The sequence below is a fragment of the Streptomyces sp. NPDC056480 genome, from assembly GCF_042795405.1.
Classification (GTDB): domain Bacteria; phylum Actinomycetota; class Actinomycetes; order Streptomycetales; family Streptomycetaceae; genus Streptomyces.
In genome coordinates, this window is record NZ_JBHTSA010000060.1 from 1 (window position 1) to 19,581 (window position 19,581).

Here is a 19,581-nt window from a genome sequence, read left to right on the forward strand (position 1 = left end):
GAGGTGTAGTCGTTGCCGGTGAAGCGACGGATCTGCTTCTTGTCGACGCCCTTCTGGAGGCGTCCGATCGCCGCGTCGTAGTCGGCGTCCGTGAAGGAGCCGGGGTCCTTGCCGAGGTCGAGCAGGGTCATGCCGACGGAGTCCCGCATCTCGGTGAGGAAGCCGACCCGGCCCTTGAGCGAGGGGTCGTCGAGGAGCTGGGTGACCGAGTCGACCTTCTTCCCGCCGGTCGCCTTGACGTTGTACGCGATGACCGTGGAGATGCCGGTCCACGGGTACGAGTAGGCGCGGCCCGGGTCCCAGTCGGGGCTGCGGAACTGGGCGGAGAGGTTCGCGTACGCGTGGGGGAGGTTCGAGGGGTCGAGCTTCTGGGCCCAGCCGAGCCGGATCATCCGGGCGGCGAGCCAGTCGGTGACGCATATGAGGTCGCGGCCGGTGTCCTGGCCGGCGGCGAGCTGCGGCTTGATCTTGCCGAAGAACTCGACGTTGTCGTTGATGTCCTCGGTGTACTTGACCTTGATCCCGGTGCGCTTCGTGAACGCCTCCAGGGTCGGGCGGGACTTCTCGTCCTCGCTGACGTCCATGTACTCGGTCCAGTTGGAGAAGGCGAGGGTCTTCTCCTTGGCCGACACGTCGGTGGAGGCGGGCCCCTGGCCCTCCCGCTTGGCCGGCGGGATGCCACAGGCGCTCAGGGAGGCGAGGCCTCCGACGGTGAGCGCGCCGACACCGCCCGCGCGCAGCATCGAACGGCGGGTGAGGGCGCCCCGGCCGCTCGTCAGGCTGCGACGTATCGCCGCCGTCTGCGCGGCGGAGAGGCTGTCGGGCTCGTACTGCTCCATGCGCTGTGCCCTTTCGGGATGGGAGGGCCGCCGGTCGGGCGGCGAATTGCTATCGGTCCCCGAAGATCGTGCGGTGCCAGTCCTTCGCGGCGACCGCGGTGTTGTCGAACATCACGTGCTTGACCTGCGTGTACTCCTCGAAGGAGTACGCCGACATGTCCTTCCCGTAGCCCGATGCCTTGGTGCCGCCGTGGGGCATCTCGCTGATGATCGGGATGTGGTCGTTGACCCAGACACAGCCGGCCTTGATCTCCCGGGTGGCGCGGTTGGCCCGGTAGACGTCCCGGCTCCAGGCCGAGGCGGCCAGGCCGTACGGGGTGTCGTTGGCGAGCCGGATGCCCTCGTCGTCGCCGTCGAAGGGCAGGGCCACCAGGACCGGGCCGAAGATCTCCGACTGCACGACCTCACTGTCCTGCGCGGCGCCGGTGATCAGGGTCGGACGATAGTACGCACCGTCCTTGAGGTCTCCGCCAGGGGCTTCCCCGCCGGTGACGACGGTGGCGTAGCCGCGGGCCCGCTCCACGAAGGCGGCGACGCCGTCGCGGTGGCGGTGGCTGACGAGCGGGCCGAGGTCGGTGGCCGGGTCGAAGGGGTCGCCGAGCCGGACGGTCTCCATCAGTTCGGCGACGCGCGCGACGAACGCGTCGAAGAGCGGGCGCTGGACGTACGCGCGCGTGGCGGCGGTGCAGTCCTGGCCGCTGTTGATGAGGGAGGCGGCGACGGCGCCGTGGGCGGCGGCCTCCAGGTCGGCGTCGTCGAAGACCACGAAGGGGGCCTTGCCGCCGAGTTCGAGGTGGAGGCGCTTCACGGTGGCGGTGGCGATCTCGGCGACCCGCTTGCCGACGGGGGTGGAACCGGTGAAGGAGGTCATGACGACGTCGGGGTGGCCGACGAGGTGTTCGCCGACGGTCTTCCCGGCACCGTTGACGATGTTGACCACACCGTCGGGGATGCCGGCCTCCTTCGCCGCCTGCGCGAACATCAGGGAGGTCAGCGGGGTGAGCTCGGCGGGCTTGAGGACGATCGTGTTGCCGGCGGCGATGGCCGGGAGGATCTTCCAGGCGGCCATCTGGAGCGGGTAGTTCCAGGGGGCGATGGAGCCGACGACGCCGAGGGGTTCGCGGCGGATGTACGAGGTGTGGTCGCCGCTGTACTCGGCGGCGGACTGGCCCTGGAGGTGGCGGGCCGCCCCCGCGAAGAAGGCGGCGTTGTCGACGGTGCCGGGCACGTCGAACTCGGTGGTGAGCTTGAGCGGCTTGCCGCACTGGAGGGACTCGACGCGGGCGAAGTCCTCGGCCCACTCGGCGAGGACGCCGGCGAAGCGGTGGAGCGCGTCGGAACGCTCTCCCGGGGTGGCGCCGGCCCAGCCGGGGAAGGCGGCCTTGGCGGCGGCGACCGCCTCGTCCACGTCGGCGGTGGAGGCGAGCGTGTAGGTGTACACGCTCTCCCCGGTCGCCGGATCGATCACGCTGTGTTCCTGACCGGAGGTTCCGGCGCGGAGCCGCCCGCCGATGTACTGTGCGCCGTCCGCGAAGCGGTCCGTCACCTGGAAGCGGTTGCCCATGACGCTCTCCGTTGTTCCAGCTCGAATTGAGTGCCGATCCTGACAGAGGGACGATGGCCCAACAAGTGATTCCGTTGTTGCCTTTTGGTTACGCGACGGAATCGGTCGACCATGTGTCGAGGCGGCCGGATCATCTCCGTACTAAGTGTCCGTGGCGGATGCCACACTCGCGTGCATGAGCGAGCGCGAGTCTCTGATACAGCAGGTCAACAGGGGTGACCGGGTGAAGTGGCTGCACTTCTGGGGTCACCGACCGCACCCGGACGGGCGGCTCTCGGCGAGCTGTCTCAGCCAGTGGTGGCCGGCCCCCTTCGTGGTCGACGGCGTGTCGTACGCGACCGCCGAGCACTGGATGATGGCGGCCAAGGCCCGGCTCTTCGAGGACGCCGAGGCGGAGCGGGCCGCGCTGTCCGCCCGTACCCCCGCCGAGGCCAAGAAGGCGGGGCGGCTCGTCCGGGGCTTCGACGAGACGGTGTGGGCGCGGGAGCGCTTCGGGATCGTCGTCGAGGGCAGCGTCCACAAGTTCTCCTCGGACGAGGCCCTGCGCGGCTATCTCCTCGGCACCGGCACCCGGGTCCTGGTGGAGGCGAGCCCCGTGGACCGCGTCTGGGGCATCGGCCTGGCCGCCGACGACCCGCGCGCCCACGACCCGGCGAACTGGCGCGGCGACAACCTCCTGGGCTTCGCCCTGATGGAGGCCCGGGAACGGCTGCGCCAGGGCGCGTGAGGAGGCGCCGGGGGACGTCGGGCGCGTGCGAAGCACCGGGCCGGCGGCTCCGGGGCGGGTGCGAAGCGCCGACGGGACGCCGAGGGCCCCGCACCTCGTGAGGTGCGGGGCCCTCGGCCGTGGGATCACCCGGGGTGACCGCGGGCCGCTCGGGGTGGGATCACCCGGAGTGACCGCGGGTGGCTCAGCGGCTGCCGCTCTCGACCACCAGGCTCGACGCGAACGGGTCCTCGTCGTAGCCGGAGTCCTCGAAGGACGTCGAGTCCTGGCTGACCGCCCAGATCACGAAGCCCAGGAAGACGGCGCTGACCAGGGTGCCGATGGCACCGAGCACGATGCCCGCGATGGCCATGCCCCGGTTGGTCGCCTCGCCCCGGCCGCACTTCTTGATGCCGATGATGCCGAAGATCAGCGCCAGGATGCCGAGGACCACACCCAGGCCGTACATGCAGAAGCCCGCCACCGCGATGATGCCGAGCACCATCGAGGCCGTCCCCATGCCGTTGGACGGCGACTGCTGCCAGCCGGCCTGGCCGGGGTAGCCGCCGGCCGACGGGTAGCCGGGATAGCCGTACCCGGAGCCCGTCGGGGCGGGCGGCGGGGTCACCGCCGACGGGTACCCGTATCCGCCGGACGTGTCCGCCGCCGGGTAGCCGTACGCGCCGGGCGTGGCCGCGGGCCCGCCGGGTGCGACCGGCGGCGGCGGCACGTCGGTGGGGCCGGGCTGCGCCAGCGGAACGGACGTGACGGTCTGCTGGTCGTGCACCGGCGACGGCGACGGAGTCGTCGGCTTGCTCAGTTCCACCCCGTCGCGGTTCGGCGGAGCCCACGGGTCCGTCGGGTCGTACCCGCCCCGCGACTGGTCTTGGTTGTCAGACATGGGCCTCCCCCATCATGGTCCCGCCATGCTACGGCCTCACCCCTGAGGGGTAACCGTCCGGCCTACGATGACGGGATGACCGATCTCCATCCCTTCATCGCGGGCCTGCCCAAGGCAGAGCTGCACGTCCACCACGTCGGCTCCGCCTCGCCCCGGATCGTCGCCGAGCTCGCCGCCCGGCACCCCGACTCCAAGGTCCCCACGGACCCGGAGGCGCTGACCGACTACTTCACGTTCACCGACTTCGCGCACTTCATCGACGTCTACCTCTCGGTCGTCGACCTGGTCCGCACCCCCGAGGACGTCCGGCTGCTGACCTTCGAGGTCGCCCGTGACATGGCCCGGCAGAACATCCGGTACGCCGAGCTGACCATCACCCCCTACTCCTCCACCCGCCGCGGCATCGACGAGCGTGCCTTCATGGCCGCCATCGAGGACGCCCGCAAGGCGGCCGAGGCCGAGTTCGGCACCATCCTGCGCTGGTGCTTCGACATCCCGGGCGAGGCCGGCCTGGTCTCCGCCGAGGAGACCGCCCGTCTCGCCACCACCGACGGACTGCGCCCCGAGGGCCTGGTCTCCTTCGGGCTCGGCGGCCCGGAGATCGGCGTGCCGCGCCCGCAGTTCAAGCCGTACTTCGACCGGGCACGGGCGGCCGGCCTGCGCTCCGTCCCGCACGCGGGCGAGACGACCGGCCCGCAGACGGTCTGGGACGCCATCAACGACCTGGGCGCCGAGCGCATCGGCCACGGCACCAGCTCGGTCCAGGACCCGGCGCTCCTCGCCCACCTGGCGGAGCACCGCATCGCCCTGGAGGTCTGCCCGACCTCCAACATCGCCACCCGCGCCGTCGCCACCCTCGACGAGCACCCGATCCGGCAGATGGTGGACGCCGGCGTCCTCGTCACGATCAACAGCGACGACCCGCCGATGTTCGGCACCGACCTCAACAACGAGTACGCGGTCGCCGCCCGGCTCCTCGGCCTCGACGAGCGCGGTGTCGCCGCCCTCGCGAAGAACGCGGTGGAGGCCTCGTTCCTCGACCCGGCAGGGAAGGCCAGGATCGCCGCCGAGATCGACACGTACACCGACACCTGGCTCGCGCGCTGACGACTGGCCCGCGCGCCCACGACGGCGAGAATGGGCCCATGGACTCCGACACCGCCATGGACCCGACCGCCGTCGTGAAAGCCGCCGAGGCCACGGCCTCCGTCACCGTCGTGGGCCATCGCGGCGACCCGTACCGCGTCCGCGAGAACACCCTCGACTCGATCGCCTCGGCGATCGGGCGGGGGGCGGACGCGGTCGAGGTCGACGTCCGGCTGACGAAGGACGGCGTGCCCGTCCTCCTCCACGACGACACCCTGAAGCGCCTGTGGGGCCACGACCGCCCGCTCTCCGCGCTCTCGCACGAGCAGGTCCGGGAGCTGACGTACGGCGGGGTCCCGACCCTGCGCGAGGCGCTGCTCACCGCCGGGGACAGGCGGCTGATGCTGGACCTGCCGGGCGGCGACGAGAACTCGGTCCGCGCCATCGTCCGTACGGTCCGCGAGTGCGGCGCGGGGGAACGCGTCTACTACTGCGCCGGGGCCGTCGCCATGCTCCAGGTGCGCGCCGCCGACCCGGCCGCCGAGATCGCCCTCACCTGGACCTCGCTCGCGCCGCCCCGCCCGATCCTGCTCGACGTGGTCCGGCCGCGCTGGCTCAACTACCGCTTCGGCCTGGTGAGTCGGGCCCTGACGGACCGGGTGCACCGGGACGGTCTCCTCGTCTCGGCCTGGACGGCGGACACCTCCCGCACCATGCGTAAGCTGATCGGGAACGGGGTCGACTCGATCACCACGAACCGGGTCGACGCACTCGCCGCCGTCCTGCGAAAGGCTCAGGGATGAACGACCGGATCCGGACCGACATCGCGCACAACGCCCGGGTGTGGAACTACTGGCTGGGCGGCAAGGACAACTACCCGGTCGACCGCGCGGTCGGCGACCAGGTCACCGGCTTCTACCCGAGCATCGGCGAAGTGGCCCGCGCGGACCGGGCGTTCCTCGGCCGCGCCGTCACCTTCCTCGCCGCGGACGCCGGGACGCGCCAGTTCCTCGACATCGGTACGGGCCTGCCGACCGCCGACAACACCCATGAGGTCGCCCAGCGGTCCGCGCCCGACGCCCGGATCGTCTACGTCGACAACGACCCGATCGTCCTCACCCACGCCCGCGCGCTCCTGACCAGCGCGCCGGAGGGTGTCACGGAGTACGTGGACGCCGACGCCCACGACCCGGAGAAGATCCTGGCGGCGGCCGGTGCGACGCTCGACCTGTCCCGGCCGGTCGCCGTGATGATGCTCGGCATCCTCAACTTCGTCCTGGACACCGCCGAAGCCCGGACGATCGTCCGCACCCTGATGGACGCCGTCCCTTCCGGCAGCCACCTGGTCCTGACCCACCCCACCCTGGAGCCGGAGCTCGGCGGCGAGGGCAACAAGGCGGCCATGGCGTTCTGGAACGAGAACGCGACCCCGCCGATCACCGCCCGCAGCCGCACCGAGTTCGCCTCCTTCTTCGACGGCCTCGACCTCCTGGAGCCGGGCATCCTCTCCTGCTCGCGCTGGCGCGCGACGACCGAGGACGCGCCCGTGGTGGCGCAGTTCGGCGCGGTGGGCCGCAAGCCGTAATGCATGTACGGGGGGAGGTCCGCGGCCGGTGGGAGCGGGCGCGCACCTGGGGCGGGGCGAACCCGTGGGCGGTGGACCTGGGGATCGCGCTGCTCGTCCAGGCGGCGATGACGATGCCGTTCGTGGTGCCGCGCGGGCCGGAACTCGAACCGGCGACCTGGGCCGCGTACGGACTGACGACGCTCACGGTGGTCCCGCTCGTCTGGCGGCGGCGGGCGCCCGTCGCCGTGCTCCTGGCGATCCTGGCCACGAGCACGCTGTACGTCCTGGCCCTGGAGGGACCGGGCCAGCCGCTGCCGTACACCGGGCTCGTCATCGTCTACACGATCGCGCACGTCTCCCCGCCGGTGAAGCGGCTCGCGACGGCCGGGCTCCTGGTCGTCGCGGTGCCCGCCTCGGTCTGGCTCAACACCCGGTCGGCCCGTGAACTGACCTTCTCGCTCTTCGTGTTCGGCGCCGCCTATGTCTTCGGCCGGCTCCAGGACGCCCGGCAGCGCGCGCACCGGATCGAGGCGGAGCGGGCCGCCGCGCGCGAACGGGCCCGGATCGCACGGGAGATGCACGACATCCTGTCGCACGCGGTGAGCCTGATGATCGTGCAGGCGGAGGCGGGCCCGGTGGCGGTACGGACGGCACCGGAGCGCGCGGAGGCCGCGTTCGAGGCGATCTCGGAGACGGGCCGCGAGGCGATGGCCCAGCTGCGGCAGATGCTGGGGCTGCTGCGGGAGGGGCCCGAGGGGGCGCCGCCGCGCGAGCCGCAGCCGGACCTCTCCGGGATCCCCGCACTGGTGGAGCGGGTGAGGTCCGGCGGCCTGCTGGTGGAGTACACGACGGAGGGCGGGGTGCGGGCGCTGCCGGCGGCGACCGGCGCGAGCGCCTACCGGATCGTGCAGGAGGCCCTGACGAACGTCGTCCGGCACGCGGGCGCCCGCCGGGCCGACGTCCGGCTCGCCCATGCCGACGGCGCCCTGTGGGTCACGGTGACGGACGACGGGCGCGGCCCCGCGCCGGGGCCGGCGGGTCGCGGCTCCGGCGGCCACGGCCTCACCGGCATCCGGGAGCGGGCCGCCGCGCACGGCGGGACGGCGACGACCGGCCCGGGACCGGGCGGCCGGGGCTTCGAGGTGCGGGTCCTGCTCCCCGTACCCTCCACGGCGGAGGTGGGGAGATGACGACGATCCGGGTGGTGGTCGCGGACGACCAGGAACTGGTCCGCAGCGGCTTCGCGATGATCCTCGACGCGCAGCCGGACATCGAGGTCGTGGCCGAGGCCGGGGACGGCGCCGAGGCCGTCGAGGCGGTGCGCCGGCACGCCCCCGACGTGGCGCTGCTCGACATCCGGATGCCCGGCACCGACGGCATCGAGGCCTGCCGGGCGATCAGCGCGGGCACCGGCTGCCGGACGGTGATCCTCACGACCTTCGACACCGACGCGTACGTGTACGAGGCGCTGCACGCGGGCGCGAGCGGCTTCCTCCTCAAGGACGTGCGCAGGGACGACCTGGTGCACGCGGTACGGGTGGTGGCGGCCGGTGACTCGCTGCTCGCGCCCTCCGTGGCCCGCCGTCTGGTGGAGCAGTACACCGCGGGCGGCCCGCGCAGGACCGCCCCCGACCCGCGGCTCGACGTGCTGACGGGCCGGGAGCGGGAGACCCTGCTGCTCCTCGCGCGCGGGCTGTCCAACGCGGAGATCGCGGCGGAGCTGGTGGTCAGCGACCACACGGTGAAGACCCACGTGGGGAACGTGCTCGCCAAGCTCGGCCTGCGGGACCGGATCCAGGCGGTGATCTGCGCGTACGAGACGGGTCTGGTCGCGGCGGGCTCTCCCCCGCCCGGGGGAGGCGAGGGGCCGGGTCCCTCCCCCGCGTCGGCGAGGAACTGACCGGCGGAAGACCGCCGGTGCGGGCGATCCGCCGATCGCCGCAGGTCAGCAGGATGGAGCCATCGAGAACAACGGCTCACACCACCGGAGTTGACCATGAGGACGTCCACCCGCACGCTGCTCGCCACCGCGCTGGTCCTGGGGGTCGCGGCGGGCCCGGCCCTGGCCCCGGCCTTCGCGACGCCCACGGCCCTCTCGACGCCCACGGCGGCGGCGTCGGCCGCACGGTCGACCAGCCCGGACCTGAGCGCGGTGATCGCCGGCCTCCCGCGGGCCGACGCCACGGCCGCGCTCGTCCGGGTCGGCGGCACCGAGGGTTCCTGGCAGGGCAGTTCAGGGGTCCATGAACTGGCGACCGGCGCCCCGGCGGACCCGGCCGCCCGCTTCCGCGCCGGATCGGTGACGAAGGTCTTCACGGCCGCGACCGTCCTGCAGCTGGCGGCCGAGCGCCGGATCGACCTGGACCGGACGGCCCGCTCGTACCTGCCGGAGCTCATCCCCGGCCGGTACGCCACGGTGACCGTGCGCCAGCTCCTGAACCACACCCATGGCATCCCGGCCCCCGAGCTCGCCGTCGGCGACACGGTCGAGGAGTGGTACGCCCACCGCTTCGACGTCCACAGCCCGGAGGTCATGGTCCGCTCGGCGACGGCGAAGCCGCGCGAGTTCCGGCCCGGCGCGAAGCAGCACTACCTCAACATCGGTTACACGATCGCCGGTCTGATCGTGGAGCGGGTGACGGGCGACTCGTACGAGCACCAGGTGGAGCGGCGGATCCTGCGCCCGCTGGGCCTGCGGGACACCTATCTCCCGGGCGCCGCGGCCGAGATCGCCGGCCCGTACAACCACGGCTACCAGACCATGCGGCTCGACGACGGGACGACCGGCCTGCGGGACGTCTCGGTGTGGCGGGCGACGGACGGCTGGGCGGCAGGCGACCTCGTCTCGACCACGGCCGACCTGGAGCGGTTCACCCGGGCGCTGTTCGCGGGCCGGGTGGTGCGCGGGCCGCTCCTGGAGGAGATGTTCACCCTGCCGAAGGTCGCGGACCTGAAGTCCGGCGACCCGGCCGCGTACTCCGCGGGCCTGTCGATGAAGAGGCTCGGCGGCCGCGAGGTCTGGGGCAAGACCGGCGGCCGCTGGGGGTACAACGCGGCCGTCGCCTCCACCCGCGACGGCGCGCGCACCCTCGTCTACAGCGTCAACTCCACCGACGCGAAGGGCCAGGACATGAACCCGACCGCCCTGAACCTCATGGTCGCGGCGTACGGCCTGCCGGACTAGCGGGCACGGGCCGGACCAGCGGGCACGGGCCGGACCAGCGGGCACGGGCCGGACCAGCGGGCACGGGCCGGACCAGCGGGCACCGGTCCGGCTAGCGGGTCCCCGCCGGCACGGGCTCCTGCGCCGGAGCGGCTTCGAGCCGCTTGATCAGCCGGCGCACGTGGAGCAGCGGCAGGATCCCGATGACTCCGAAGGACATGTCGATGACCGACCACCAGAAGGGGATGCCCCGGAGGGGCCCGCAGATCAGGGCGAGCGGGATGATGCCGACGCAGGCGATCATGGCGAACTCGACGACCCAGATGTTGCGGACGGGGTCGCGGTAGGCGCCGTAGAAGGCCACCGCGATGACGAGGTGGGCGAAGGCGAGCCAGTCGGTGCCGTAGAGCAGGTACGGGGCCTGCTCGTCGGCGGTCTCCAAGCCGCCCCGCACCCGGTCGATCCATTCGGCGAGCCCGGGGAGGAGGTCGGCCACGGGAGCCGCCCATCCGTCGAGCGAGGAGTCCAGCAGCCGGAGTTCGGTGACGAGCGGGAACGCGGTGATCCCGCTCAGGACCAGGCAGACGACGAAGACGATCAGCCAGACGCGGATGCGCGTGAGAAGGGCTCTCGGCCCGTTCGAGTCGCTCATGGGGGCAGCGTACGCCCCTCTTGAACGCGTTCAGAAACGGGGGGTCGGCCGACGCGCCACCGCGTGCGCGACGACGGTGGCGGCCGCCGCCACTCCCAGGCCGGTGACCGTGCCCCGGAGTCCGGCCTGCGCGAGGCGGACGAGGCCGTGCAGGCCGAAGCCGTTCAACGCCCCCTGTCAGAAGGCGGAGTTCGAGCGGGATGCGGTCACATCAGGAGAGCTCAGAGACCGACGATCGCGTTCCACCGCTTCGTGAAGTCCTGCCGCTCCTGCGCGGTGATGTCCCGGGCGATCGCGAGACGCCCGCGCATGTCCGCGTCCGGGAAGATCAGCGGGTCCTCCGCGAGCGCCACGAGCTCCTCGTCACCGGAGTCCGCGAGGACCTTCTGCGCGGCCGGCACCGGACAGACGTAGTTGACCCAGGCGGCGAGTTCGGCGGCGACCTCGGGCTCGTAGTAGTAGTCGACGAGCTTCTCGGCGTTGGTCTTGTGGTGCGCGAGGTTGGGGATCATGAGGGACTCGGCCCACAGTTCGGCGCCCTCCTCGGGAACGACGAACTCGATGTCCGGGTTGTCGGCCTGGAGTTGGATGACGTCGCCCGAGTACGCCTGGCAGGCCAGCACGTCGCCGGTCGACAGGTCCTTGATGTAGTCGTTCCCGGTGAAGCGGCGGATGTGCCGCTTCTTCACGAGGCCCTCGATCTGCTCGCACAGGGCGTGGAAGTCGTCGCCGGTCCACCGGGTGACGTCGACGCCCCTGCCCATCATCAGCAGGGCGAAGGACTCGTCGAGCCCGGACAGCAGGGTGACCTTGCCGCGCAGGTCGTCGGCCCACAGCTCCTTGGTGGAGCGGAGCTCCCTGCCGAGCTTCCTGCGGTTGTACGCGATGCCGGTGATCCCGGACTGCCAGGGGACGCTGTGCAGCCGGCCCGGGTCGAAGGCGGGCGAGCGGAGCTGCGGGTCGAGGTGCTCGGTGACGTTCGGCTGGGCGGCGCGGTTCATCTCCTGGGCCCAGCCGAGGCGGACGAAGCGGGCGGCCATCCAGTCGCTGACGACGATCAGGTCGCGGCCGGTCTCCTGGTGGTTCATCAGGGACGGGCTGATCTTGCCGAAGAACTCGTCGTTGTCGTTGATCTCCTCGGTGTACCGGACGGAGATGCCGGTGCGCTTCCTGAACGCGTCGAGGGTCGGGCGCTTCCTGGCGTCCTCGTCATCGGTGTCGATGTAGAGCGGCCAGTTGGCGAAGTCGAGCGTCCTGTCCCGGGCGGAGAGGTCGCGGCCGGCCCGGTCGCCCTCGTCGACATAGGCGGCGGGGACCCCGCATCCGGCGGCGAGCAGGCTCGCGGCCCCCGCACCGCCGATGCCGCGCAGCAGGGACCGGCGGGAGATGTTGTTCCTGGCTGTCGCTCTCACCCGTGCAGCATCGCGGCAGGCCACCGGCCGGGGCAATGGACGCTCCGTCGAGCGACGCGACGCGGCCCCGACACCCTGTCGACCGGGGTGCCGGGGCCGCGTTGCGTTCAGGGGGTTCAGCCCAGGGAGGTCATGACGTGCTTGATGCGCGTGTAGTCCTCGAAGCCGTAGGCGGAGAGGTCCTTGCCGTAGCCGGACTTCTTGAAGCCGCCGTGCGGCATCTCGGCGACCAGCGGGATGTGGGTGTTGATCCACACGCAGCCGAAGTCGAGGGACTTGGACATGCGCATGGCGCGCTGGTGGTCCTTGGTCCAGACGGAGGAGGCGAGGGCGTACTCGACGCCGTTCGCGAACTCCAGGGCCTGCGCCTCGTCCTCGAAGGACTGGACGGTGATGACGGGGCCGAAGACCTCGTTCTGGATGATCTCGTCGTCCTGCTTGAGGCCGGAGACGACGGTCGGGGCGTAGAAGTAGCCCTTGTCGCCGACCCGGTGGCCGCCGGCCTGGACCTTGGCGTGCGCCGGGAGGCGGTCGATGAAGCCGGTGACCTGCTTCAGCTGGTTGGCGTTGTTGAGCGGGCCGTAGAGCACGTCCTCGTCGTCCGGCTGACCGGTCTTGGTCTCGGAGGCGGCCTTGGCGAGCGCGGCGACGAACTCGTCGTGGATGGACTCGTGCACGAGGACGCGGGTCGCGGCCGTACAGTCCTGGCCGGCGTTGAAGAAGCCGGCGACGGAGATGTCCTCGACGGCCTTGTCGATGTCGGTGTCCTCGAAGACCACGACCGGGGCCTTGCCGCCCAGCTCCAGGTGGACGCGCTTGACGTCCTTGGCGGCCGACTCGGCGACCTGCATGCCGGCGCGTACCGAGCCGGTGATGGAGGCCATGGCGGGGGTCGGGTGCTCGACCATCGCCTTGCCCGTCTCGCGGTCGCCGCAGACGACGTTGAAGACGCCCTTGGGGAGGATCTGGCCGATGATCTCCGCCATCAGGACGGTCGACGCGGGGGTCGTGTCCGAGGGCTTGAGGACGACGGTGTTGCCCGCGGCGAGCGCCGGGGCGAACTTCCACACGGCCATCATCATCGGGTAGTTCCACGGCGCGACCTGGGCACAGACGCCCACGGGCTCGCGGCGGATGATGGAGGTCATGCCCTCCATGTACTCGCCGGCCGAGCGGCCCTCGAGCAGCCGGGCGGCACCGGCGAAGAAGCGGATCTGGTCCACCATCGGCGGGATCTCTTCGCTCGCCGTGAGGGCGACGGGCTTTCCGGTGTTCTGGACCTCGGCGGCGATCAGGTCCTCGGCGCGCTCCTCGAAGGCGTCGGCGATCTTGAGGAGCGCCTTCTGGCGCTCGGACGGCGTGCTGTCACGCCAGGCGGGGAAGGCGGCCGCGGCGGCCTCCATCGCGGCGTCGACGTCAGCCTGTCCCGAGAGCGGGGAGGTGGCGTACACCTCGCCGGTGGCCGGGTTGACCACCTCGATGGTGCGGCCGTCGGCCGCGTCGCGGAACTCCCCGTTGATGTAGTTACGCAGCCGGCGCAGCTCGGTGGTCACTTGCCACCCCTCCTGTCACGTTCTGTCGTCGCACGTCCTTGTGCGGTGTCCCGATGGGCGAGACACCTCAGCCTAGTCGCTCGGCAGACGCTTTCAACAGGCCCAACCCTCTCCAACTTCGGATTCCGTGAGTTTCGAGCCGCTCGACAACGAATTTCATCGCTCTGGGGTTGCAAGACCGACATTCTCGGTGCACAGTGAAGCCGTGGCCAGTCGAAGCACAGAACCCAGAACCGGAACCGGTTCGTCCCCGACGATCGACGCCGTCTCCCTGGCGATCATCGAACAGCTCCAGGAGGACGGTCGCCGTCCCTACGCGGCGATCGGCAAGGCCGTGGGCCTCTCCGAGGCCGCCGTGCGGCAGCGCGTCCAGAAGCTGCTCGACCAGGGCGTCATGCAGATCGTCGCCGTCACCGACCCGCTCACCGTGGGTTTCCGGCGGCAGGCGATGGTCGGCATCAACGTCGAGGGTGACCTTGATCCGGTTGCGGAAGCCCTGACGGCCATGGCCGAATGCGAGTACGTGGTGATGACCGCGGGCTCCTTCGACCTGATGGTGGAGGTCGTCTGCGAGGACGACGACCACCTGCTGGATGTGATCAACAAGCGCATCCGCACCCTCCCCGGCGTGCGCTCCACCGAGAGCTTCGTCTACCTCAAGCTCAAGAAGCAGACCTATATGTGGGGAACTCGATAATCGTGACCCAGGACCTCTCCAAGACCGCGTACGACCACCTGTGGATGCACTTCACCCGCATGTCGTCGTACGAGAACTCGCCCGTTCCCACCATCGTGCGTGGTGAGGGCACCTACATCTTCGACGACAAGGGCAAGCGCTACCTCGACGGTCTCGCGGGTCTCTTCGTGGTCAACGCCGGACACGGCCGCAAGGAACTGGCCGAGGTCGCGTACAAGCAGGCCCAGGAGCTCGCGTTCTTCCCCGTGTGGTCGTACGCGCACCCCAAGGCCGTCGAGCTCGCCGAGCGTCTCGCGGACTACGCGCCGGGTGACCTGAACAAGGTCTTCTTCACCACCGGTGGCGGCGAGGCCGTCGAGACCGCGTGGAAGCTCGCCAAGCAGTACTTCAAGCTGCAGGGCAAGCACACCAAGTACAAGGTCATCTCGCGTGCGGTCGCCTACCACGGCACCCCGCAGGGCGCCCTGTCCATCACCGGCCTGCCGGCCCTGAAGGCCCCCTTCGAGCCGCTGGTCCCCGGCGCGCACAAGGTGCCGAACACCAACATCTACCGCGCCCCGATCCACGGCGACGACCCCGAGGCCTTCGGCCGCTGGGCCGCCGACCAGATCGAGCAGCAGATCCTCTTCGAGGGCGCCGACACCGTCGCGGCCGTCTTCCTCGAGCCGGTGCAGAACGCCGGTGGCTGCTTCCCGCCGCCGCCCGGCTACTTCCAGCGCGTCCGCGAGATCTGCGACCAGTACGACGTGCTGCTCGTCTCCGACGAGACGATCTGCGCCTTCGGCCGCCTCGGCACGATGTTCGCCTGTGACAAGTTCGGCTACGTGCCGGACATGATCACCTGCGCCAAGGGCATGACCTCGGGCTACTCCCCGATCGGCGCCTGCATCGTCTCGGACCGCATCGCGGAGCCCTTCTACAAGGGCGACAACACCTTCCTCCACGGCTACACCTTCGGTGGCCACCCGGTGTCGTCGGCGGTCGCCATCGCCAACCTCGACATCTTCGACAAGGAAGGCCTGAACCAGCACGTCCTCGACCAGGAGGGCAACTTCTTCGACACCCTGAAGAAGCTGCACGACCTCCCGATCGTCGGCGACGTCCGCGGCAACGGCTTCTTCTACGGCATCGAGCTCGTCAAGGACAAGGTCACCAAGGAGTCCTTCACGGACGAGGAGACCGAGCGCGTCCTCTACGGCTTCCTCTCCAAGGCGCTGTTCGAGAACGGTCTGTACTGCCGTGCCGACGACCGTGGCGACCCGGTCATCCAGCTCGCCCCGCCGCTGATCGCCGACCAGGGCACCTTCGACGAGATCGAAGGCATCCTGCGCTCGGTGCTCACCGAGGCCTGGACCAAGCTCTAAGGTCCCCGCCCCGCTAGGCACACGACATCACGCCGCCCTCACGGCGTGACCCCGGCCCGGGCATGCCGCCATCCGAGTGGATGGCGGCGGCCCGGGCCGCGTGCTGTCCGTACAAACGGATCCGAATACTTACGGTGCCCAGTGACCGACAGGCCCGTCCTTTCGTTCCCCCGGACGGGGGACACAGATCGGATCCGACATCGAGGTGTACGCGATGGCCCCACCGGACAACGACGTGCTCTGGGCGCGTTCCCTGCACTGCGCCCTGGGCGGTTCGGACGCCCTCAGCGGCGTCTCCCTCGGCGTCCGCGAGGGCGAGATCCTCGCCCTCGTCGGCCCGCGCGGCAGCGGCAAGACCACCCTCATGCGGTGCCTGTCCGGCCAGCTCCTCGCCCAGCAGGGCGAGGTCTGGTTCAACAGCAGCCCCGTGCACACCCTGAGCCCCGCCGACCGCGAACGGCTCCGCCGCGACCGCTTCGGCTGGATCGACCCCGAGCCCGGACTCGTCCCCGAGCTCACCGGCTGGGAGAACACGGCCCTGCCCCTGCTGCTCCGCGGCACCTCCCACCGGGCCGCGAGGACCGCCGCCATGGAGTGGCTCGAGCGCCTGGACATCGGCGCCTGCGCCCGCAAGCGCCCGCACGCCCTCACCCACGCGGAGCGCCAGCGCATCGCGATCGCCCGCGCGCTGGTCACCACCCCCTCCGTGCTGTTCGCCGACGAACCCACCGCGATCCTGCACCGGGCCGACGGCGCCCAGGTGCTGCGCACCCTGACCGCCGCCGCCCGCTCGCACGGCATCACCGTGCTCCTCGCCACCCACGACGCCGAGGTGGCGGCGCTCGCCGACCGCACGGTCGCACTCCTCGACGGACGCCGGGTCGGCACCGTACCGCCGGCGTCAGGGGCGGAGGGCGTCGCGGCGTGCTCGCTCTCCGTCTAGCCCGCGGGGCCCACCCCCTCGTCCAGACGCGCCGGCTCCTCGTCGCCGCCGCGGCGGCGGGGGTCGGCTTCCTCCTGCTCTGCACCCTCGGATACGCGGTCGGGCACCCGGAGCGGTCATCGGCGTCCGTGCTGCGGCTCCTCTGGTGCGTCCTGCCGCTCGCCGCGACCGTCCAGTTCGCGGTCGCGGTGGCCCGGACCGACCCCAGCACCCGGCCGCGCCCCGGGCTCTCCGCGATCGGCCTCGGCCCCGCCCGCCTCACCGCGATCGCGGCCGCGTCGACGGCCGTCGCCTGCACGCTCGGCTCCATGGTCGCGCTGCTGTTCTACCTGCACCTGCGCGGCGACATCACGGGGCTGCCCTTCGACGGGGCCGCCGCCGACCTCCTCGCCGCCGACCAGCCGATGCCGCTCGCCGCCGCCCTCACCCTGCTCGCCGTCGTCCCGGTGGTCGCGGCCACCGGCGCCGGCCTCGCCCTGCGCCCGCGCACCGCGCCCGCCGCACCGGAGGGCGCGGAGAAGCCGACGCCTTCCGGGCTGCCGTGGGGGATCGCCCTGGTCGCGGTCGGGCTGGCCGTCGAGACGTACGCGGGCCGCAGCGGCGCCGCCGGCGGACTCCCCCTGCCGGGGCGCTTCGACGGCAACCCGGCGGGCGTCCTGGCCGGCTGGGTCCTCACCGCCGTCGGCCTCGCGCTGGCGGGCCCCGGGCTGGTCCACGGCTGCGGCCGCCTCCTCCAGTCCGTCCGGCCGGGTGCCACCCGGCTGCTCGCGGGCCGCGTCCTGATGGACGAGTCCCGCCGTATCGGCCGTCCCCTGGGCGTGGTCAGCGCGGTGATCTCCGGAACGCTCGCGGCGGCGGCCCTGGACGACGCGGGCACCGGCCCCGGCGCCTTCGGCCCGCTCACCGGCCTGGGCGCGGCCCTCATCCTGGCCTGCACGACGGCGACCCTCCTCACCGCGGCCCTGGAGTCCAAGCAGTGCCGCGCCCACACCACCGAGGCCCTCCTCCGCATCGGCGCCCCGCCCACGGTCCTCCGCTCGGCGGCCCTGATGCGCGCCGGCGTGCTGCTCGCGGTCTTCCTCCCCCTCACGTGGGCCGTGGCGGAACTGGCGGCGCTGCCGCTGACCGGCTGAGACACCGAACGGGTGGCCCTCCGGCCGGGCCACCGGCCCGGCCGGCGGGCACGACACCTCCAGGGGCGGCACCCCGGTGCCGCCCCTATCGTGGGCCCATGGCGACGCTCCCCCCGGCACACCGGCCGCCCGGACCACGCGGGCACGGGCGCGAGATCCACACGCTCGAAGCCTTCGACGAGGCGGTCGCCCGGCCCGGCTCGCTCGCCGGGTACCGCGTGCAGTCCGTCGACCTCACCGACCGGACCTTCGCCCTCCTGACCGCCGTGACCGCCGGCGCCGTGTTCCTCGGCTGCCCGATGGAACCGGAAGCGTCCGCCAAGGTCCGCGCCGAGGGCGCGCTCGTGTTCCCGCCCGTCCCCGACCTGCCCGTCGACCCCTACCGGGCGGCGCTCTACTCCCCCGACGAGCTGTTCGACGGGCTCGCGGACACGGGGTACGAGGGGACGCCCGACGCCCTCGCGTACGCCTGGTTCGGCCGGACCCGGGCGGACGGCGACATCCTCGCCTCGATGATCCGCTCGATCCACGACGACGCCGTCTCCGACGCCCTCGACGAACTCCTCGACGGGGCCCGGGTCGTCGGCGTGATGGGCGGCCACGCGATGGGCCGGGGCACCGAGGCGTACGCGGGCGCCGCCAGGCTCGGCAGAGCGCTGGCGCGCGCCGGGCTCACCGTGGCGACCGGCGGCGGCCCCGGCGCGATGGAGGCCGCGAACCTCGGCGCGTACGTGGCGCCGTTCCCCGACGAGGCCCTGACGGAGGCACTCGCCGAGCTGGCCGCGGTCCCGTCCTTCGCGCCCTCGGTGACGGAGTGGGCCCGGGCGGCCTTCCGGGTACGGGCCCGCCTGCCGCACGGCGGCGACTCGGTGGGCATCCCCACCTGGTTCTACGGCCACGAGCCGCCGAACGCCTTCGCGGGCCGCATCGCCAAGTACTTCGCCAACGCCACGAGGGAGGACGGCCTCCTCTCCCGCTCCACGGCGGGCGTCGTCTTCCTGCCGGGCGCGGCGGGCACGGTCCAGGAGATCTTCGACGACGCGACCCCGAACTACTACCCGTCCCAGGGCCGGCCGACCCCGATGGTCCTGGTCGACCGCGCCCACTGGACGGAGCGCCTTCCGGCCTGGCCCCTCCTGGAGGCCCTGGCGGCGGGCCGTCCGATGGCGGCCCGCATCGCCCTCGTGGACTCGATCGACGAGGCACCGGACGCCCTGGAGCGGCTCACGAAGGCCTAGCCGGGCTCGGCCGCACGGCGGAGCGGGACCGGCCTCCGGGCCGACGCCCCCGGGTCCCGGCGCCGGAGGGCCCGGAACACGACGCCGAAGGGGCTCCGGGTCACTTCCGCCAGAAGAGGTGGTGCGTCACCGCACCGCCAGGGCTGGGCACGACGTCGCGATGGAACCGGTCGAGGAGCTCGTCGGGCGACTCCCAGAGCCGTACCCCGGAACCGAGCTTCACCGGCGCGACCGCGACGTGCAGGGTGTCGACGAGGTCGGCGTCGAGGAACTCGCGGACGACGGTCGCCCCGCCGCCGAGCCGGACGTCCTTGCCGTCCGCCGCCTCCTTCGCCCGCTCCAGCACGCTCGCCGGGTCTCCGTCGACGAAGTGGAACGTGGTGTCGGAGAGCGTGAACGAGGGACGCGGGTGGTGCGTCATGACGAACACTGGCGTGTGGAACGGCGGCTCGTCACCCCACCAGCCCTGCCACTCGTGGTCCTGCCAGGGACCGCGCTGGGGCCCGAACTTGTTGCGGCCCATGATCTCGGCGCCGATGTTGTGCGAGAAGTCACGGGTGAAGTAGTCGTCGAGGCCGCGGCTGCCCCCGGGATCGGTGCGGTTGGGCCAGCTGGCCGTGGCACCCGCCCAGGCGAACATGGCCCCGGGATCCGCGTGCCCGAAGGGATGCTCCAGGCTCTGGCCCTCCCCCGTACCGAATCCGTCGGACGAGACCATGAAGTTCTGGACTCTGAGCAGCTGGCCCATGGGGTTCCTCCCGCG

General features: G+C 72.0%; 20 protein-coding genes. 12 read left to right on the forward strand and 8 right to left on the reverse strand.

The window, feature by feature from the left end; translation table 11 throughout:
- Together ACFQ79_RS24380 and ACFQ79_RS24385 are read right to left on the reverse strand one after the other, a co-directional pair.
- Positions 1-839 (reverse strand): extracellular solute-binding protein (locus ACFQ79_RS24380; RefSeq protein ID WP_383586853.1); only part of this gene is annotated, 839 nt, incomplete at its 3' end.
- A 49-nt stretch (positions 840-888) separates the two neighbouring features.
- Positions 889-2,403: a gamma-aminobutyraldehyde dehydrogenase gene (locus tag ACFQ79_RS24385; protein WP_383586855.1), complete on the reverse strand. Its 1,515-nt coding sequence runs from the start codon at positions 2,401-2,403 to the stop codon at positions 889-891.
- A gap of 175 nt (positions 2,404-2,578) precedes the next feature.
- On the opposite strand from ACFQ79_RS24385, the gene ACFQ79_RS24390 reads away from it, so the two are divergent.
- Complete coding sequence (locus ACFQ79_RS24390) at positions 2,579-3,130, forward strand: NADAR family protein (RefSeq protein WP_383586857.1); 552 nt, start codon at positions 2,579-2,581, stop codon at positions 3,128-3,130.
- Positions 3,131-3,314: 184 nt separating this feature from the next.
- On the opposite strand, the gene ACFQ79_RS24395 is transcribed toward ACFQ79_RS24390, so the two are convergent.
- Positions 3,315-4,010, reverse strand: a complete 696-nt coding sequence (locus ACFQ79_RS24395; RefSeq protein ID WP_383586859.1) for a DUF4190 domain-containing protein — start codon at positions 4,008-4,010, stop codon at positions 3,315-3,317.
- Positions 4,011-4,085: 75 nt separating this feature from the next.
- On the opposite strand from ACFQ79_RS24395, the gene ACFQ79_RS24400 reads away from it, so the two are divergent.
- The 6 genes from ACFQ79_RS24400 to ACFQ79_RS24425 all read left to right on the forward strand — a co-directional run bounded on the left by ACFQ79_RS24400 (position 4,086) and on the right by ACFQ79_RS24425 (position 9,847).
- Positions 4,086-5,117 (forward strand): adenosine deaminase, encoded by a 1,032-nt coding sequence (locus tag ACFQ79_RS24400; protein WP_383586861.1) that lies wholly within the window; start codon positions 4,086-4,088, stop codon positions 5,115-5,117.
- Between the two features lie 56 nt (positions 5,118-5,173).
- Entirely contained in the window at positions 5,174-5,899 is a 726-nt protein-coding gene (locus tag ACFQ79_RS24405; RefSeq protein ID WP_383586921.1) for a glycerophosphodiester phosphodiesterase, read from the forward strand.
- The gene (locus ACFQ79_RS24410; RefSeq protein WP_383586863.1) at positions 5,896-6,681 is read left to right on the forward strand and encodes an SAM-dependent methyltransferase; all 786 of its coding nucleotides are present in this window, start codon (positions 5,896-5,898) and stop codon (positions 6,679-6,681) included. The genes ACFQ79_RS24405 and ACFQ79_RS24410 overlap by 4 nt, the downstream gene beginning before the upstream one ends.
- Positions 6,681-7,853, forward strand: coding sequence for a sensor histidine kinase (locus ACFQ79_RS24415; RefSeq protein WP_383586865.1), 1,173 nt, complete (start codon positions 6,681-6,683; stop codon positions 7,851-7,853). Before ACFQ79_RS24410 ends, ACFQ79_RS24415 begins: the two co-directional genes overlap by 1 nt.
- Positions 7,850-8,563, forward strand: a complete 714-nt coding sequence (locus ACFQ79_RS24420) for a response regulator (RefSeq protein ID WP_383586867.1) — start codon at positions 7,850-7,852, stop codon at positions 8,561-8,563. The genes ACFQ79_RS24415 and ACFQ79_RS24420 overlap by 4 nt, the downstream gene beginning before the upstream one ends.
- Positions 8,564-8,659: 96 nt before the next feature.
- Complete coding sequence (locus tag ACFQ79_RS24425; protein WP_383586869.1) at positions 8,660-9,847, forward strand: serine hydrolase domain-containing protein; 1,188 nt, start codon at positions 8,660-8,662, stop codon at positions 9,845-9,847.
- Between the two features lie 91 nt (positions 9,848-9,938).
- Here ACFQ79_RS24425 and ACFQ79_RS24430 read toward each other — a convergent pair whose 3' ends face one another.
- The 4 genes from ACFQ79_RS24430 to ACFQ79_RS24445 form a co-directional block, all read right to left on the reverse strand.
- Complete coding sequence (locus tag ACFQ79_RS24430; protein WP_383586871.1) at positions 9,939-10,478, reverse strand: hypothetical protein; 540 nt, start codon at positions 10,476-10,478, stop codon at positions 9,939-9,941.
- 30 nt (positions 10,479-10,508) lie between these two features.
- A complete protein-coding gene (locus ACFQ79_RS24435) occupies positions 10,509-10,646 on the reverse strand; it encodes a hypothetical protein (RefSeq protein ID WP_383586873.1) in 138 nt (45 codons plus the stop codon).
- A gap of 53 nt (positions 10,647-10,699) precedes the next feature.
- Positions 10,700-11,866 (reverse strand): spermidine/putrescine ABC transporter substrate-binding protein, encoded by a 1,167-nt coding sequence (locus tag ACFQ79_RS24440; RefSeq protein ID WP_383586923.1) that lies wholly within the window; start codon positions 11,864-11,866, stop codon positions 10,700-10,702.
- Positions 11,867-12,006: 140 nt separating this feature from the next.
- The gene (locus ACFQ79_RS24445; protein WP_383586875.1) at positions 12,007-13,443 is read right to left on the reverse strand and encodes a gamma-aminobutyraldehyde dehydrogenase; all 1,437 of its coding nucleotides are present in this window, start codon (positions 13,441-13,443) and stop codon (positions 12,007-12,009) included.
- A gap of 205 nt (positions 13,444-13,648) precedes the next feature.
- Between ACFQ79_RS24445 and ACFQ79_RS24450 the strand changes: the two genes are divergently transcribed.
- The 5 genes from ACFQ79_RS24450 (at position 13,649) to ACFQ79_RS24470 (ending at position 18,818) form a co-directional block, all read left to right on the forward strand.
- Complete coding sequence (locus ACFQ79_RS24450) at positions 13,649-14,140, forward strand: Lrp/AsnC family transcriptional regulator (protein ID WP_030322349.1); 492 nt, start codon at positions 13,649-13,651, stop codon at positions 14,138-14,140.
- On the forward strand, positions 14,125-15,504 hold the full coding sequence (locus ACFQ79_RS24455) for an aspartate aminotransferase family protein (RefSeq protein ID WP_173861483.1): 1,380 nt from the start codon (positions 14,125-14,127) through the stop codon (positions 15,502-15,504). Before ACFQ79_RS24450 ends, ACFQ79_RS24455 begins: the two co-directional genes overlap by 16 nt.
- A 214-nt stretch (positions 15,505-15,718) precedes the next feature.
- A complete protein-coding gene (locus ACFQ79_RS24460) occupies positions 15,719-16,447 on the forward strand; it encodes an ABC transporter ATP-binding protein (RefSeq protein WP_383586877.1) in 729 nt (242 codons plus the stop codon).
- The gene (locus tag ACFQ79_RS24465; RefSeq protein ID WP_383586879.1) at positions 16,429-17,580 is read left to right on the forward strand and encodes a hypothetical protein; all 1,152 of its coding nucleotides are present in this window, start codon (positions 16,429-16,431) and stop codon (positions 17,578-17,580) included. Before ACFQ79_RS24460 ends, ACFQ79_RS24465 begins: the two co-directional genes overlap by 19 nt.
- 98 nt (positions 17,581-17,678) lie before the next feature.
- Positions 17,679-18,818 (forward strand): LOG family protein, encoded by a 1,140-nt coding sequence (locus ACFQ79_RS24470; RefSeq protein WP_383586882.1) that lies wholly within the window; start codon positions 17,679-17,681, stop codon positions 18,816-18,818.
- Positions 18,819-18,918: 100 nt separating this feature from the next.
- On the opposite strand, the gene ACFQ79_RS24475 is transcribed toward ACFQ79_RS24470, so the two are convergent.
- Complete coding sequence (locus ACFQ79_RS24475) at positions 18,919-19,566, reverse strand: dihydrofolate reductase family protein (RefSeq protein ID WP_383586884.1); 648 nt, start codon at positions 19,564-19,566, stop codon at positions 18,919-18,921.
- Positions 19,567-19,581: the final 15 nt, after the last annotated feature.

What these genes read in the sequence shown, in the direction of transcription:
- ACFQ79_RS24400 (WP_383586861.1), top strand. Translation starts at nt 4,086, where the DNA reads ATGACCGATCTCCATCCCTTCATCGCGGGCCTGCCCAAGGCAGAGCTG.
- ACFQ79_RS24430 (WP_383586871.1), bottom strand. Translation starts at nt 10,478, where the DNA reads ATGAGCGACTCGAACGGGCCGAGAGCCCTTCTCACGCGCATCCGCGTC.
- ACFQ79_RS24390 (WP_383586857.1), top strand. Translation starts at nt 2,579, where the DNA reads ATGAGCGAGCGCGAGTCTCTGATACAGCAGGTCAACAGGGGTGACCGG.
- ACFQ79_RS24470 (WP_383586882.1), top strand. Translation starts at nt 17,679, where the DNA reads ATGGCGACGCTCCCCCCGGCACACCGGCCGCCCGGACCACGCGGGCAC.
- ACFQ79_RS24410 (WP_383586863.1), top strand. Translation starts at nt 5,896, where the DNA reads ATGAACGACCGGATCCGGACCGACATCGCGCACAACGCCCGGGTGTGG.
- ACFQ79_RS24420 (WP_383586867.1), top strand. Translation starts at nt 7,850, where the DNA reads ATGACGACGATCCGGGTGGTGGTCGCGGACGACCAGGAACTGGTCCGC.
- ACFQ79_RS24395 (WP_383586859.1), bottom strand. Translation starts at nt 4,010, where the DNA reads ATGTCTGACAACCAAGACCAGTCGCGGGGCGGGTACGACCCGACGGAC.
- ACFQ79_RS24385 (WP_383586855.1), bottom strand. Translation starts at nt 2,403, where the DNA reads ATGGGCAACCGCTTCCAGGTGACGGACCGCTTCGCGGACGGCGCACAG.
- ACFQ79_RS24460 (WP_383586877.1), top strand. Translation starts at nt 15,719, where the DNA reads ATGGCCCCACCGGACAACGACGTGCTCTGGGCGCGTTCCCTGCACTGC.
- ACFQ79_RS24475 (WP_383586884.1), bottom strand. Translation starts at nt 19,566, where the DNA reads ATGGGCCAGCTGCTCAGAGTCCAGAACTTCATGGTCTCGTCCGACGGA.
- ACFQ79_RS24415 (WP_383586865.1), top strand. Translation starts at nt 6,681, where the DNA reads ATGCATGTACGGGGGGAGGTCCGCGGCCGGTGGGAGCGGGCGCGCACC.
- ACFQ79_RS24425 (WP_383586869.1), top strand. Translation starts at nt 8,660, where the DNA reads ATGAGGACGTCCACCCGCACGCTGCTCGCCACCGCGCTGGTCCTGGGG.
- ACFQ79_RS24405 (WP_383586921.1), top strand. Translation starts at nt 5,174, where the DNA reads ATGGACCCGACCGCCGTCGTGAAAGCCGCCGAGGCCACGGCCTCCGTC.